The following is a 13,829-nucleotide window of genomic DNA, read 5'->3' on the forward strand; positions in this document are numbered from 1 at the left end:
GCCCGCGGTGGTAGTGTCATCTAGGCTCCAGTATCGGCAAACTTTCTATTGCGCGCTCGGGTTCTGGTGTTGCCTTTGATACTTTGCAATGAAATATAAAAATCTGGACAACCAAAGGCCGTCGTGGCTCGTTGGAGGCAGGCTCCCCCTGATAGTCTTGTCAGAACGACCAAGATCCTTTGTGCAGCTGCGAGGGAAAAACTTTACTATGCTCTCGCTGATGATAGAGTGAGGGAAATGTTCGAAGGCTTCGCACTGGATCGGATCGACGTCGGCGATGCCGTGTTGCGAGTGCGGCACGGCGGCTCAGGTCCGCCCCTTCTTCTCCTGCACGGGCACCCACGTACACACACGACATGGCACCGCGTTGCGCCAATCCTTGCAGCAAAATTTACCGTGGTGTGCCCTGACTTGCGCGGCTTCGGGCAGTCCTCGTCGCCGCCGGACATGGCGAGTCATTCGCAGGCATCCAAGCGAGCAAAGGCCGATGATTGCGTTCGGTTGATGGAAGCGCTTGGCCACCAGCGGTTTATGATAGCGGGTCACGACCGAGGAAGTTACACCGCATTCCGCTGCGCGATGGACCACCCCGGACGGGTTGAACGTTTGGCGATTCTAGACGGGGTGCCGATCTTGGAGGCTTTGGAACGCTGTGATGCGCTATTTGCGGAAAAATGGTGGCACTGGTTTTTCTTCGCCCAGGCAGGTAAGCCTGAGCAGGCTATTCTCGCTGATCCGATTGCATGGTATGGCGGGTCTGAGGAAGCAATGGGAAGCGAGAACCACGCGGATTTTCTGGCGGCGATCACCAACCCAGAGACGGTGAGGGGGATGCTCGGCGACTATAGAGCCGGCTTGGCGATCGACGCCCATCATGACCGCATCGACCGGGACAGCGGTCGCACAGTAGTCTGTCCTACCCTTGTTCTGTGGTCGCTCAGGGATGATCTCGAGCTACTTTATGGCGATGTGCTTGGCGTGTGGCGACCCTGGGCGCCAGACTTGCGTGGCCACGGCATCGACAGTGGACATCACGTCGCCGAAGAAGCGCCTGAACGGCTTGCTGAAGCATTGTTGGCTTTTTTTTCCTCGTCCGAGTGATAGGCCAAAGTCATTCGGACACCGTAAGCAACGAGCATCAAAACTGTCTTGGTCTTGCAGCGTGGCGGCCAAACTGTGAATTCAAACTACAAAACCGCACGTAGCCGGTCATAGGTAGGTGCCAGGTTCATAAGCGCGGCTGCGGCTCTCCTGTCGTCCCCAACGACAAGGGGATGTTGCAAACTGCCTATCAGACGGGCCTGTTCAGCAACGATGACAGCGGCATCTACACTGCCGATACGGGCGAGACAAGCGGCGGCATCGCTGGTCCTGCGGGCACCTACCCGAACCGCAAAATGGATCAGGTGTCCGCGCAAGGCATCATCGCAGTTGTCGGCGACCAGTTCTGCCAGTGCTTCGGCCGCTCTGCTATTGCCCAAACTGCCTGCGGGCATAACAGGTGCGTGTTCCATCGACAGCCACTGTTTTGCTGCCGGGATCGCAGCCTTAATGATATCGACCTCCGTTACATTTCGTTGCCGTACGAATCTGGTGCGCATGGTGTAGGGCGTTCCGTAAGCTACTGTCTTCGCAGCCCAAGCAGCCATAAAATCGGTCAGAGGGAGCAATGCAAAGGGGTAGCCTTGGGGATCATGCATCAGCACGCGCTCCTCATCGACCTCCAGCACGACAACATAATGGTCAGCCTCTATGGGTTCTTTCATGCCAGGTTGGTGGGTCAGATATCCCATTTCGACCGGACCCACCCAGACGGGCCCATGGGCCAGCGCCGACTTTAAGCGTGAAAGCGCCTCCTCAGCCGTTCCGCCTCTTGCGACATCAGATGACCAGCCGAGAGCAGCAAGCGCGTCGTCAAAACCTCGTTCCGGATCCCAGCCATAAGGGTCAAAGAAGGGCAATCTGCCGCCAATCAGCTGCATGCCGAACGGGCTTGCCGTGGAGAATTCGATCACGGCCGTCGAGGGCGCAGCGGCACCAAACATCATGGCAAAGGCATTGGCGTAGCAATAAGGTCCGGAGCCGACATAGGGGATATTCATATTTAGGCACTTTCTTCAGGGATTGACTGGATAGACGATGTCGAAAGGCGCGTTGTCGCTACCGGGATAGATTTCATAAGGACTGTCGATGATGGTAAGGCCTTGTCGGTCGATCCAGGTTTCAATTGCGTCGTAGACGGACAGCACCAAGGGGAAATTCTGTTGGTCTGCGGGTACCGGCGTGAAGACCTCACGCCGAGCAGGCAGCAGACGGATTATCAAGTCGCTGGCTGGCTCAACGGGGCCATCGCAGGTTATCGCAACCTCGACAGGACCATCAGCGTCACGTGTGGTGAGGTTGTGATGATGCACACTCATCCTGCCATTATGGGCAAGACCTGAAGCGGCAAGATGTTTGCGAATATCCGCTTCGGCTTCCGCCATAAAGCCATTAAGGCCGGTCACTGTCACCGCTCGCTGACGGCTGACGATTTTGGTGGCATCAACCTTGCGCAACGCAATCGACAGAGCAGGATGTGTGAGGTCGGCTTGGAAGGCCATTGCCTCAACAAATTCGGTATGGACGGCGAGACGGGCATTTTGCGCCTCCAGCCACGTGCGCAATTCGATTGCACGCGCTTCTGCTGGCAGTTCCAGCAAGACAGCGATGCGGGCCATCGACAGTCCAAGCTGTCGCAATCTGGCAATCAGCCGGGCACGAGGTGCCTGTTGCGCCGAATAATACCGATAGCCGGTCTGTGGATCGACATAGGCCGGGACAAGCAGGCCCTGCTCAGCATAGAGCCGCAGTGCCTTGGCAGAAAGACGGGTGGCCGCGCGGAAACGACCGGCAAGCAGATGAGAATGAGTCATGTCACCTGTCTAAGGCCTGCCCTAAGGGCGAGGTCAAGTGGCATTGGGTTACGCATTTCATAATGTCACTTGAAGGAAGCGTTCAATTTATCATGACGGAGACGCTTGCGTAGGGTGTTTCGGAGAAGCTCGCTTGACTAACGCATAGCTCAATGGTTATACGTTTAATCATAACCATGGAGATATATGTTTTGCTGCCGAGCCACACCATATTGTTCAAAACGCTCGCCGATCCGACCAGGCGGGCTCTCTTCGAGCGCATGTGCCGAGAAGGAGAGCAGACGGTTGGGGCGCTGACGGCCCAGGCCGGAATATCGCAACCCGCGGTCTCAAAGCACCTTGCAGTATTGAAGCGGGCAGGGCTGGTGCGCGATCGGCAGGAAGGTCGCCAGACGCACTATAGTGCTCAGCTCTTTGCTCTGGCACCGCTGATAGACTGGACAAGCCAAATGACCGGCTTCTGGCAAGACCGATTTGATGACCTCGAAAACCTGCTCAAAAGGATGGACTAATGACCGAAGCCTCTACGCAAACACGCTCCGTAGTTGTCGAGCGTGAAATCTCTTATCCAGCGGAAAAGATCTGGCGCGCTCTGACGCAACCATACCTCATAGAGGAATGGCTTATGAAAAATGACTTCAAGCCTGTTGTCGATCACCGGTTCAGTCTTAACGCAGATTGGGGCTCGGTTAACTGCCAGGTAACGGCAATCGAGCAGGACAGGAGGCTGTCATATACATGGGCTGCGTATGGTCTTGAGAGTGTCGTCACATGGACACTCATTCCGACGAGTACGGGGACGAGGCTGCGCATGGAACAGTCGGGATTCCGACCGGATCAGGAGCAGGCCTACCATGGTGCCAGGGATGGATGGCCGAAATTTTTCGATGCCCTTGAAAAGGTCTTGGCATCGATAGAGTGAAGCCGACCGGCGCAAATAATCGGATGTCATCAGGCGCAACATAAGGGGATTCCATTGAATATAAATGTTTGGATTCGGCTGGCTCACCGATGGCTGTCTATCGTCTTTACGGTAACCGTCATTGCAAATTTCGCTCTCTTAGGAATGGATGACAGTGATCGTCCCATGTGGGTAGTCTACTCTCCTTTGATCCCACTTTTCTTGATGCTGTTCAGTGGCCTGTCCATGTTTGCACTGCCTTATGCTGCAAGGTGGCGCAGTCGGCGACGTGTCAGCGCCGGAGAGTGAGCCGGCCTGCGATGTTCGAGTAACTGTTTCCCGCAATAAATTTCAGGATTTACTCGTCACGTCTTCAAGGAATGATTGCACCCGGACCTATGCCGGTGCGATTATTCCTGAGCGGGCAGTTGTCACAGACGTTACGTCGACCACCACAGGCATTCGTGAGTTTCTTTTACCGATGTCTTAAAATAAGGTCCTTCAGAAGGGTCGCTGAGGGACGATCTTCACGTCCGAGATCGCGAACACTGCTCATATGATCAGCTTGAGCGATGTTTCTGGTTGCCACTTTCTGCCCCCCGGCAGCCAAGAGAGTGGCGAAGTCCGCCGCTTGCTGGTGGAACGGAGGTGTTTCGTTGGCTCCGACGGCGATAAGCACTTCGCAGCCTTTGTCATAGTGATGTGAAATGGGCGAGAATGCCTCGACTTCTGCATCGGTGATGCCAATTTCGGAAGCGAGAAAAGATTTTTGCAAAGGCTTCAGATCGTAGATCCCACCCAGCAAAAGCCCTGCGGCAATATTCGAAGTGCCGTCCGGTTTGTGAAACAGGAATGTTGCAAGGTGGGCGCCAGCAGAATGCCCACTCACAGTAATCCGAGACGGATCACCACCATAATCGGCGATGTGTTGGATCACCCATTGCTTCGCGCGTCGCACCTGATCCACGAGCACGGCCATTCTGAAGCCGGGCATAAGCGCATAATCGATAATAATGGCGATCGCTCCGGCGCTAGTCACTGTGTCGGCAATATAGGAGTAATCTCGTTTGGAGAACATCCGCCAGTAGCCTCCATGAATGAATATGTGCACCGGACGGCGTTCGCGTGCGCCCTCGGGGAGGAAGATGTCCAGCGTTTCATTGGTGCCAGTCCCATATGGGACGTCCAATTTGGCGTTGAGCCTATCGCGGGTTCTGGCACTGGCTGCAATAATGTCCTCCACGATAATATCGAAATCTGCGACATGAGCGCGGATGCGGAAGGGATCAGTTTCCAAGATCAGTCTCCCGGTTCAGAAGCTTGTTGCGATATACTTTGCTTCCATAAACTCGGCAATGCCATGATGTTGACCGCCTTCGCGCCCGAGTCCGCTCTGCTTGACTCCGCCGAAGGGAGCGGCCGGGTCGGAAACCAGCCCCCGGTTTAACGCGATCATTCCAGCTTCTATGCCGGAAGAAACACGAAGCCCGCGGGCGAGGTCACGCGTATAGACATAGGCGGCCAGTCCATACTCCGTGTTGTTGGCCCAGCTGACTGCCTCTTCTTCCGTTTCAAAACGGTAAAGCGGCGCGACGGGGCCGAAGATTTCTTCGTGCGCTATCTCGCAAGTGTCTGGAACATCAACCAAAACCGTTGGTGGGTAGAAGAAACCGGACCCAGCGGATATTTCGCCACCGCATAGAGCGCGGGCACCCTTGCTTATCGAATCTTGGACCAATCGATCAATCTTTTCAACAGCTTTTCGCGTTATCATCGGGCCGCATTCCGTCTGTTCATCAACGCCTCGCCCAACCTTCAGAGCCGCCATCCGCCGCGTAAGACCTTCGGCAAATGAATCATATATTCCAGACTGTACGTAGAAGCGGTTGGCAGCGGTGCATGCTTCTCCCGCGTTACGCATCTTGGCGATCATGGCTCCGTCGAGTGCGGCTTCAAGATCGGCGTCATCAAATACCACAAATGGGGCATTGCCGCCGAGTTCCATGGAGGAGGAAATAACGTGCTTGGCTGCTTCGCCCAACAGAAGTCGACCGACTCCGGTTGAACCCGTAAATGAGAGCTTTCTCACACGCGGGTCCGCCAGTATTGTAGCGGTGATGGGGCCAGGATTACTTGTTGTCAGAACGTTGACGACACCTAATGGTAAGCCGGCTTCTTCATAGATGGAGGCCAGGGCGTAGGCGGTCAGTGGCGTTTCACTTGCTGGTTTCAAGATCACCGTACAACCTGCGGCCAAGGCAGGTGCGATTTTGCGAGTAGCCATAGCCGCCGGAAAGTTCCAAGGCGTTATTAGCAGGCAAATCCCTATGGGCTGATAGTCAACAATGATCCGATTGGTACCCGATGGCGCTATCCCAAATTCTCCTGAGATGCGTACGGCCTCTTCTGCGTTCCAACGGAAGAATTCCGCAGCGTAGACCACTTCACCGCGAGCATCGCGCAATGCCTTGCCGTTCTCCATCGATATGAGTGTGGCCAGCATCTCAGAACGTTCAATCATCAACTCAAAGCAACGTCGCAAGATTTCGGATCGCTTGCGAGGGGGAGTTGCACGCCATGCGGGGCCTGCCGCGGCGGCAGCATCGATGCATGCGCGCGCATCCTCTACCGTCGCGTCGGCCACAGCCGCAATTCGTTTGCCTGTTGACGGATCGATGACATCAATCTGTTGGTTGCTGCAAGCCGGCCACCAGCTTCCGTTAATATACAGACCACGAGTGGTGGCGCCGATATCGGGTCCATTGACGGCAGGCGTCAGCGTTTTCTGTGCAACGGTCATGTGTTGTTCCTCGGTGATTAAATGGCAGAAGCGGCGAAGTCGCCGTCATAGGCTGCTCTTACAAGACGTTTCATCGCGTCCAGATCGAAGGTTCGGGGATTGTTTTTGATTAATCTGTCGATACCGAACGCCTGCTCGGCAGTCCAATCGAGCTTGTCTAAAGGCAGACCAAGGTCAGCCAGCGTGGGTGTTATGCCGATCGATGCGAAAAGCCTGCGGATTTCTTCGATTGCAATTTTTGCATTCTCTTCAATATCCGAGCCACTGGCGAGGCCGAGAGCTGTGGTGATCTCGGCCATTTCAGCGGCGCAGACACGTTTGTTATAATTCATGACGTAAGGCATCATGGTTGCCACCCCGAGGCCATGAGCCGTGTGCGTGAGTGCTCCGGCGGGATACTGGATTGCATGGGCTGCGGCAGTTCCTGCTGTGCCGAACGCGCAGCCAGCTGCCAGTGCGCCCATCATCACATCTGCTCTTGCATCTTCGTCCGACCCATCCTTGCAGGCTTTCTCCAAACTGCGGCCCAGCAGCTTGATTGCCAGCAATGCAAAATGGTCAGTCAGTGCGCTTTTGCCGATGAAGACGTGGTTCTGCGCCAATGTGTGATCCGCGCAGCGGCGAACCGCTGTAAAAGCCTCGATGGCATGGGTGAGGGCGTCCGCGCCGGCAACTGCTGTCAACCCGGGCGGGCAGGACATTGTTAGTTCCGGATCACAAATGGCCGTTGTTGGGACCAGGTAAGGACTGGATATTCCAACCTTAAGGGTCCGCGCAGAGTCGGAGATGACTGCAACCGGCGTTACTTCAGATCCCGTTCCAGCCGTCGTTGGAACGGCAATGACTGGAAGAACAGGGCCGGGAACCTTGTACTCGCCATAATAATCCTCCAGTTCCCCGCCATGGCTGAGCAGGAGAGCCGCGCACTTTGCCATGTCCAGACAGCTTCCGCCGCCAATGCCGATTACCATGTCAGGGCCAAACTCCCGCGCATCGTCGACGCAAAGCGACACCGTCTCACTTGGCACGTCCGGCTGAACCGCGTCGTAGATCAAGACCTCTATAGAGGCTGCGTTTAGCGCCTCGTGGATTTGCGCAAATATCGCCGTCGCTGCGAACCGCTCATCGGTGCAGATCAGCGCTCGCTTTCCAAGTCTTGCGGCAACCATCGGCAAAGCATGGCGCTGTCCTTTGCCAAAGAGAATTTCACGTGGGAGCCGAAGTGCAGCAAAAAGGGTCATCGTCCATTTCCTTGGAGGCATTTGCATAAAGGGGATATAAAATCGTATAGGATATGGGATTGCATATACGGAACCATCATGCTAGTGAGGGTCTGTGTCAAGAGGCAACTTATGCAGAAGAAAAATTCTATGATCCTAACCGAAGCACCTGATCAAAGTGGTTTCATCCAAAGAAGCAACAGCTTGGCGGGAAGCGTTTATGACGCCATTTTTGCACAGTTAATGTCACTGAAAATCGCGCCGGGAGCCCGCATAACCGTCGATAATTTGGTGCGTGAGTTGAACGTTTCGCAGACGCCGATCAGGGAAGCGCTCGGCAGGCTCGAAGGAGAGGGGCTCGTGGTGAAGACCCACTTGATCGGCTACAGCGCTGCACCGCAGATCACCCGCCGCAGATTTGACGAACTGTACGAACTGCGCCTGCTGCTTGAGCCGGATGGTGCGGCGAAATCTGCCGCCGTGATGGATGAGACGAAGCTTGCAGCACTTCAGGAAGCGGCGGGTGTCATGGGGCGCGGAGACGGCACGGACGAGCGCATCCGTTACTCGACATTCGCCCGTCAGGACTCAGTATTTCATGACAAGATCATGGAGTTTGCTGGGAACGAGCTTATCCGCGAGACACTCAATCACCAGCACGCACATTTTCATATTTTCCGTCTGATGTTCCACTCCCGCGTAACCGAAGAAGCTTTGGATGAGCACGAAGCGTTGCTCGCAGCCTTTGCAGCAGGTGACGTTTCTGCTGCAAAACAGGCAATGCGTATGCACCTCCAGCATTCGCGTGATCGTCTGCTCCCGGCATTCGACTGAGGCCGGCCAATGTTCGCTGCTTCAAGACTTCAACAGGAGAGCGATGAGGCAGCCGGTGGCGACACTTGTGGACCGGTTCTGCAAGCCAAAGGGATGTCAAAAGATTATGGTCCAGTCACGGTCTTGTCCGATGTCTGGCTTGATGTGCTACCCGGCAGAATTCATGCCATCATCGGAGAAAATGGCGCAGGAAAATCAACCTTTATGCGATTGCTTGCAGGATATGCGGAGCCAACTGCAGGAACGCTCTCTATAGCCGGTTACGACGTCAGGTTCTCAAGGCCCGAACATGCACAGCAGGCAGGAATTGTTCTCGTTCACCAGGAAATCCTGCTTGCAGAAGGACTAACGGTTGCCGAGAATCTGTTCCTCGGACGTGAGCTTATGTGGAATGGAATGGTCGACGATCAATCCATGCGCCGTATAGCTGCCGAAAAACTTTCGGAATTGGGATGCCGGGTATCGCCCAATGCGCTGGTTCGTGACATCGCGCTTGCCGATCGGCAGCTTGTTCAGATCGCGCGTGCACTTCTTGATGACTATAAACTTGTTATATTTGACGAACCTACTGCGGTTTTGACCGGAGATGAGGTAGAGCGACTCCTGGGAATTATCCTGAAGATAAAAGAGCAGGGTGCCGCAGTTCTATATATTAGCCATCGTCTCGATGAAGTGCAGCGGATCGCTGATCAGGTAAGCGTGTTGCGGGACGGCAAGATGGTTGGAACCTATCCTGCTCAAGGTCTGACGCAAATGGACATGGCCCGCCTTATGGTCGGGCGCGATCTGGCGGCGCTTTATCCAGTCAAACGCAGCAAAGCTTCGAACGTGCCGTCACTGGAAGTCCGGGATCTGGTCGTGTCGGGCTACGCCAAGGACATTTTCTTCACTGCACACAAGGGAGAAATCCTGGGTTTTGCAGGCATGATCGGTGCTGGGCGGACGGAAGTATTTGAAGGCATCATGGGTTTGCGACCGGCACATGGATCTGTCGTGCTGAATGGCCGTATCATCGATATCCGTCATTCGCGCTCTGCCATGGATGGAGGTATTGGATACCTTACCGAAGACCGCAAAGGTAAGGGACTTTTGCTCAACGAAAAGCTCGCGCCAAATCTGACACTTTCCGCACTCAAACGCTTTCATCCAGGCCTGATGATGCGCAAAGCTCGTGAGCAAGCCGCCCTCGTTAAAGCCGTGGAAGATTACGATATCCGGCTCAAGAGCCTTGGCGTAAAGGCGGGGCAACTTTCCGGAGGCAATCAGCAGAAATTGCTGCTTGCAAAAGTACTCCTCACCAATCCGTCAATCATTGTTATCGATGAGCCCACGCGGGGCATCGATATTGCAAACAAGGCGCAGATTTACGCATTCATCCAGCGCCTGGCGGAAGAGGGCAAAACTTGCATCGTCATTTCTTCCGAAATGCAGGAACTAATTGGCATCTGTGATCGAGTTCTCGTGATGCGGGAGGGACGCATTACCGGCGAGGTGACAGGCGAGAAGATGACGGAACATGAAATTGCGCTGCTGGCAACCAGTGATGTGACGACAGCGGCGAGCAGGGAGGAATGACATGAGTGTTATTACAGGCTCAGCAGCACTTCGGCAGGAGCGGGACTGGAATATCGGCTGGACCGATTTTGGGCCATTTTTGGCACTCCTGGCACTCTTGGTGGTCGGCTTCCTCGTCAACCCCGACTTTCTTTCCGCTACGAACCTGGGGAATGTCATCACGCGTAGTGCTTTCATTGCCATTATAGCGGTCGGCGCAACATTTGTAATTTCCTCAGGGGGATTGGACCTTTCCGTGGGTGCGATGGCGGCGTTCATCACGGGCATCACTATAATGTTCATGAATAGCATGGCACCAGAGTGGGGAGTTTGGGCAATTCCCGCCGGGATGGCCGTGGCCGTGATCGTGGGAACCGGCTGTGGTCTGATGAACGGTCTGATCGTTACGGTAGGGAGAATCGAGCCATTCATCGCCACGCTCGGCACAATGGGTATCTTCAGGGCATTGATTACTTACATGTCCGACGGCGGGACGATCCCGATTGATCGGAGCCTGCGTGAAGCCTACCGCCCTGTTTACTTCGGTACGGTAGGGGGGATACCGCTGCCAATCCTGATCTCAATTGCGGTGGCCGCTGTGGCGTCCTTCATTCTCTACAAGATGAAGTATGGGCGCAAGTGCGCTGCGGTTGGGGCAAATGAAGACGTCGCGCGCTACTCCGGTATCTCAATAGTCAAAACACGCACGATCGCCTACGCAATGCAAGGCGCATGCGTAGCAATTGCAGCGATATGCTACGTCCCGCGCCTTGGCGCTGCAACGCCAACAACGGGTGTCCTGTGGGAACTTCAGGTTATCACTGCCGTCGTCATCGGTGGAACGGCCCTGCGCGGTGGTAAAGGCCACGTATGGGGCACGGTCGCAGGTGCTGTAATCCTCGAACTCATAGCTAATTTGATGGTGCTGTCGGATTTCGTCTCTGAATATCTGGTGGCAGGCGTTCAAGGCGTAATCATTATCATCGCTATGCTCATTCAAAGGTTCTCAAAATAATCCGCGTCGGGACCACGCGGATCATTAATTTCAGGTCCAATTCTGGGAGGAATGTATGTTTAAGAGTAGATGGATTGCCCCTGTAGCCATAGGCGTCATTTTGATCGCAAGTCAGGCGCTGGCTGCCGATAAGAAAGTGATCGCAGTCTCAATACCGGCGGCTGACCACGGCTGGACTGCCGGTGTTGTCTACCATGCCCAAGCTGCCGCAAAAGAAGTTAACACCGCATTTCCGGACGTGGAAGTCGTTGTCAAAACGTCGCCCTCGGCCGCGGCTCAGGTTAGTGCCCTGGAGGATCTGTCCGCCGGTCGAAAGCTCGATGCGCTTGTAATCCTGCCGTATTCTTCGGAAGAACTGACCACACCGGTCAAGGCGGTCAAAGATGCCGGAACGTTTATTACCGTCGTTGATCGGGGTTTGAGCGATGCCTCTATACAGGATCTATATCTTGCTGGTGACAATATCGCGGTTGGTCGAAACACGGCAAAGTACATGATTGAAAAACTAGGGGGCAAGGGCAACCTCGTTGTTCTTCGCGGAATTCCAACAGTTATTGATGACGAACGGATCCAGGGCTTCAATGACGCCATTAAAGACACAGAGCTGAAAGTTCTGGATATTCAGTATGCAAACTGGAATAGCGATGAAGCGTTCAAGCTGATGCAGGACTACCTCGCCAAATATCCTCAAATCGACGCAGTCTGGGCAAACGATGACGACATGCTGCTCGGCGTGCTTGAGGCGGTGAAGGAATCCGGGCGCAAGGACATCAAACTTGCACTCGGCGGGAATGGCATGAAGGATATTGTAAAGAAGGTTATGGATGGTGACGCGATGACTCCGGTCGAAACACCATACCCGCCCGCAATGATCAAGACCGCAATTTATATGACAATAGCCAATCTCGTGGGTCAGGCGCCCGTTCGCGGGACCGTCAAGCTCGATGCACCACTGATCACACAAGAGAATGCAAAGGAATACTACTTCCCCGATTCTCCATTTTAACCAACAACGATGAACCGGGCGGCATGTGCCGTCCCAATGCATGAGATAAGAGGAGCAAGACATGGCAGGCAAGAAAATACTTATGCTGACAGGCGAGTTTACCGAAGAATACGAAATATTCGTTTATCAGCAGGCGATGGAAGCGGTCGGGCATACGGTGCACGTCATATGTCCAGATAAGAAGGCAGGCGACCTCATTAAAACGTCACTGCACGATTTCGAGGGCGACCAGACCTACACCGAAAAGCTCGGACATTTCTTTACGATCAACAAGACGTTTTCAGAAGCCGAAACGCAGCTTGACCAATACCACGCGGTATACGCCGCTGGCGGTCGCGGCCCCGAATACATCCGTACCGACAAGCGCGTCCAGGCTATTGTCCGGCACTTTCACGAGAAACAAAAACCGATCTTCACAATCTGTCACGGCGTTCAAATACTTATCGCCGTGGATGGCGTTGTTCGTGGCAAGAAGGTTGCAGCACTTGGAGCATGCGAACCTGAAGTCACTTTAGCGGGCGGCACCTACATCGATCTTTCGCCCACAGAAGCCTATGTCGATGGTACAATGGTATCCGCTAAAGGATGGACTGCGCTTGCGGCCTTTATCAGAGAATGTCTTAAAGTGCTTGGCACGGAGATCAGGCACAGCAACGACGTGGCTAAGGCTGCCTAGGTCAAAAAATCCCAAATGGCCGCTTAACGAGCGGCCATTTTATTAAAACTACGCAACGGCAAGCGGGCAGGAATTCCGGCGCTGTGTTATCGCTAATTGCCATGTTGGCTGACGCTTGCATCGAGCACAGTCATCGCGGCTTGCAACCGGATCTCGCCGATTGCTACCATTTTGTGGAACACTGCCTTTCCTCAAAACGGTCTTCTCCAGATTGAACAGCTCGTGCATTTTTCCCGTTGAAGGCGGTCGGTATGGAATCGCTTTACAAACGGAGACATCGTCATGAAGCTTTATTTCCATCCCCTTTCCGGCCATGCGCACCGGGCCCGACTTTTTCTATCTCTCTTGGGCCAATCCTTTGAGTTGATTGAGGTTGACCTGGCAAAAGGCGAACATAAAAAGCCGGAATTTCTCGAGCTCAACAGCTTCGGACAGGTCCCTGTCCTTGTAGACGGTGAAACGGTCATTTCGGACTCCAACGCAATTCTTGTCTATGTCGCCAGGAAGCTTGGCAAAATCGACTGGTTTCCAGAAGATGCGGTTGGCGGTGCCAGAGTTCAGCGCTGGCTCTCTGTTGCAGCTGGGCAACTTGCCTTCGGTCCTGCGGCGGCCCGACTGATCACAGTATTCGGAGCAAAGTTCAATGCTGAAGAAGTCATCGGACGCGCGCACGCACTCTACAAGGTTCTCGAAGGGGAACTAACTGTCAGGAAATGGTTGGCTGCCGATCATATTACGGTCGCGGACGTTGCTATCTACAGCTACACTGCCCGTGCGCCTGAAGGAAATGTTGACCTTTCTGCATACCCAAACTTGCGCGCTTGGCTACAGCGTATTGAAGCACTTCCCGGTTTTGTTGATTTTGCCAAAACGCCCGTCGGTTTTGCCGCCTGAGGGAAAAGGAGAGA

General features: G+C 54.4%; 15 protein-coding genes. 10 read left to right on the plus strand and 5 right to left on the minus strand.

Features of this window, described 5'->3' with window-relative positions; translation table 11 throughout:
• Positions 1-237: 237 nt before the first annotated feature.
• Positions 238-1,101 (plus strand): alpha/beta fold hydrolase, encoded by an 864-nt coding sequence (locus tag ACTJI9_RS16500; protein ID WP_336441527.1) that lies wholly within the window; start codon positions 238-240, stop codon positions 1,099-1,101.
• Between the two features lie 86 nt (positions 1,102-1,187).
• Here ACTJI9_RS16500 and ACTJI9_RS16505 read toward each other — a convergent pair whose 3' ends face one another.
• Together ACTJI9_RS16505 and ACTJI9_RS16510 are read right to left on the minus strand one after the other, a co-directional pair.
• Positions 1,188-2,102, minus strand: a complete 915-nt coding sequence (locus ACTJI9_RS16505; protein ID WP_336441347.1) for a hypothetical protein — start codon at positions 2,100-2,102, stop codon at positions 1,188-1,190.
• A gap of 15 nt (positions 2,103-2,117) precedes the next feature.
• Positions 2,118-2,915, minus strand: a complete 798-nt coding sequence (locus ACTJI9_RS16510) for a MerR family transcriptional regulator (protein ID WP_440809397.1) — start codon at positions 2,913-2,915, stop codon at positions 2,118-2,120.
• A 176-nt stretch (positions 2,916-3,091) separates the two neighbouring features.
• On the opposite strand from ACTJI9_RS16510, the gene ACTJI9_RS16515 reads away from it, so the two are divergent.
• From ACTJI9_RS16515 to ACTJI9_RS16525, 3 genes are read left to right on the plus strand one after another with little or no spacing between them, the layout of a single operon-like run.
• Complete coding sequence (locus ACTJI9_RS16515; protein WP_307278875.1) at positions 3,092-3,427, plus strand: ArsR/SmtB family transcription factor; 336 nt, start codon at positions 3,092-3,094, stop codon at positions 3,425-3,427.
• Positions 3,427-3,837: an SRPBCC family protein gene (locus ACTJI9_RS16520; protein ID WP_307276880.1), complete on the plus strand. Its 411-nt coding sequence runs from the start codon at positions 3,427-3,429 to the stop codon at positions 3,835-3,837. The genes ACTJI9_RS16515 and ACTJI9_RS16520 overlap by 1 nt, the downstream gene beginning before the upstream one ends.
• A gap of 54 nt (positions 3,838-3,891) precedes the next feature.
• Positions 3,892-4,125, plus strand: a complete 234-nt coding sequence (locus ACTJI9_RS16525) for a hypothetical protein (RefSeq protein ID WP_440809401.1) — start codon at positions 3,892-3,894, stop codon at positions 4,123-4,125.
• A gap of 166 nt (positions 4,126-4,291) precedes the next feature.
• Here the strand turns inward: ACTJI9_RS16525 and ACTJI9_RS16530 are convergent, their stop codons facing one another.
• Genes ACTJI9_RS16530 through ACTJI9_RS16540 form a run of 3 tightly spaced genes read right to left on the minus strand, consistent with a single transcriptional unit; the run spans position 4,292 to position 7,857 of the window.
• A complete protein-coding gene (locus tag ACTJI9_RS16530; protein WP_336441349.1) occupies positions 4,292-5,113 on the minus strand; it encodes an alpha/beta hydrolase in 822 nt (273 codons plus the stop codon).
• 15 nt (positions 5,114-5,128) lie between these two features.
• Positions 5,129-6,616, minus strand: a complete 1,488-nt coding sequence (locus ACTJI9_RS16535) for an NAD-dependent succinate-semialdehyde dehydrogenase (protein WP_440809404.1) — start codon at positions 6,614-6,616, stop codon at positions 5,129-5,131.
• Positions 6,617-6,633: 17 nt separating this feature from the next.
• Complete coding sequence (locus ACTJI9_RS16540) at positions 6,634-7,857, minus strand: iron-containing alcohol dehydrogenase (protein WP_440809407.1); 1,224 nt, start codon at positions 7,855-7,857, stop codon at positions 6,634-6,636.
• 129 nt (positions 7,858-7,986) lie between these two features.
• Here ACTJI9_RS16540 and ACTJI9_RS16545 point away from each other — a divergent pair, with 129 nt between their 5' ends.
• From ACTJI9_RS16545 to ACTJI9_RS16570, 6 genes are all read left to right on the plus strand, one after another.
• A complete protein-coding gene (locus tag ACTJI9_RS16545) occupies positions 7,987-8,670 on the plus strand; it encodes an FCD domain-containing protein (RefSeq protein ID WP_162802627.1) in 684 nt (227 codons plus the stop codon).
• Positions 8,671-8,763: 93 nt separating this feature from the next.
• Complete coding sequence (locus ACTJI9_RS16550; RefSeq protein ID WP_440809816.1) at positions 8,764-10,245, plus strand: sugar ABC transporter ATP-binding protein; 1,482 nt, start codon at positions 8,764-8,766, stop codon at positions 10,243-10,245.
• Position 10,246: 1 nt separating this feature from the next.
• The gene (locus tag ACTJI9_RS16555; protein ID WP_336441352.1) at positions 10,247-11,239 is read left to right on the plus strand and encodes an ABC transporter permease; all 993 of its coding nucleotides are present in this window, start codon (positions 10,247-10,249) and stop codon (positions 11,237-11,239) included.
• Between the two features lie 55 nt (positions 11,240-11,294).
• Positions 11,295-12,245: a substrate-binding domain-containing protein gene (locus ACTJI9_RS16560; protein ID WP_115054858.1), complete on the plus strand. Its 951-nt coding sequence runs from the start codon at positions 11,295-11,297 to the stop codon at positions 12,243-12,245.
• Between the two features lie 61 nt (positions 12,246-12,306).
• A complete protein-coding gene (locus tag ACTJI9_RS16565) occupies positions 12,307-12,921 on the plus strand; it encodes a DJ-1/PfpI family protein (RefSeq protein ID WP_115054859.1) in 615 nt (204 codons plus the stop codon).
• Between the two features lie 282 nt (positions 12,922-13,203).
• Positions 13,204-13,815: a glutathione S-transferase family protein gene (locus tag ACTJI9_RS16570; protein ID WP_440809410.1), complete on the plus strand. Its 612-nt coding sequence runs from the start codon at positions 13,204-13,206 to the stop codon at positions 13,813-13,815.
• Positions 13,816-13,829: the final 14 nt, after the last annotated feature.

The sequence above is a fragment of the Phyllobacterium sp. 22552 genome, from assembly GCF_052044585.1.
Lineage (GTDB): Bacteria > Pseudomonadota > Alphaproteobacteria > Rhizobiales > Rhizobiaceae > Phyllobacterium > Phyllobacterium ifriqiyense.

What these genes read in the sequence shown, in the direction of transcription:
- ACTJI9_RS16500 (WP_336441527.1), top strand. Translation starts at nt 238, where the DNA reads ATGTTCGAAGGCTTCGCACTGGATCGGATCGACGTCGGCGATGCCGTG.
- ACTJI9_RS16505 (WP_336441347.1), bottom strand. Translation starts at nt 2,102, where the DNA reads ATGAATATCCCCTATGTCGGCTCCGGACCTTATTGCTACGCCAATGCC.
- ACTJI9_RS16510 (WP_440809397.1), bottom strand. Translation starts at nt 2,915, where the DNA reads ATGACTCATTCTCATCTGCTTGCCGGTCGTTTCCGCGCGGCCACCCGT.
- ACTJI9_RS16515 (WP_307278875.1), top strand. Translation starts at nt 3,092, where the DNA reads ATGGAGATATATGTTTTGCTGCCGAGCCACACCATATTGTTCAAAACG.
- ACTJI9_RS16520 (WP_307276880.1), top strand. Translation starts at nt 3,427, where the DNA reads ATGACCGAAGCCTCTACGCAAACACGCTCCGTAGTTGTCGAGCGTGAA.
- ACTJI9_RS16535 (WP_440809404.1), bottom strand. Translation starts at nt 6,616, where the DNA reads ATGACCGTTGCACAGAAAACGCTGACGCCTGCCGTCAATGGACCCGAT.
- ACTJI9_RS16540 (WP_440809407.1), bottom strand. Translation starts at nt 7,857, where the DNA reads ATGACCCTTTTTGCTGCACTTCGGCTCCCACGTGAAATTCTCTTTGGC.
- ACTJI9_RS16545 (WP_162802627.1), top strand. Translation starts at nt 7,987, where the DNA reads ATGATCCTAACCGAAGCACCTGATCAAAGTGGTTTCATCCAAAGAAGC.
- ACTJI9_RS16550 (WP_440809816.1), top strand. Translation starts at nt 8,764, where the DNA reads ATGTCAAAAGATTATGGTCCAGTCACGGTCTTGTCCGATGTCTGGCTT.
- ACTJI9_RS16555 (WP_336441352.1), top strand. Translation starts at nt 10,247, where the DNA reads ATGAGTGTTATTACAGGCTCAGCAGCACTTCGGCAGGAGCGGGACTGG.
- ACTJI9_RS16560 (WP_115054858.1), top strand. Translation starts at nt 11,295, where the DNA reads ATGTTTAAGAGTAGATGGATTGCCCCTGTAGCCATAGGCGTCATTTTG.
- ACTJI9_RS16565 (WP_115054859.1), top strand. Translation starts at nt 12,307, where the DNA reads ATGGCAGGCAAGAAAATACTTATGCTGACAGGCGAGTTTACCGAAGAA.
- ACTJI9_RS16570 (WP_440809410.1), top strand. Translation starts at nt 13,204, where the DNA reads ATGAAGCTTTATTTCCATCCCCTTTCCGGCCATGCGCACCGGGCCCGA.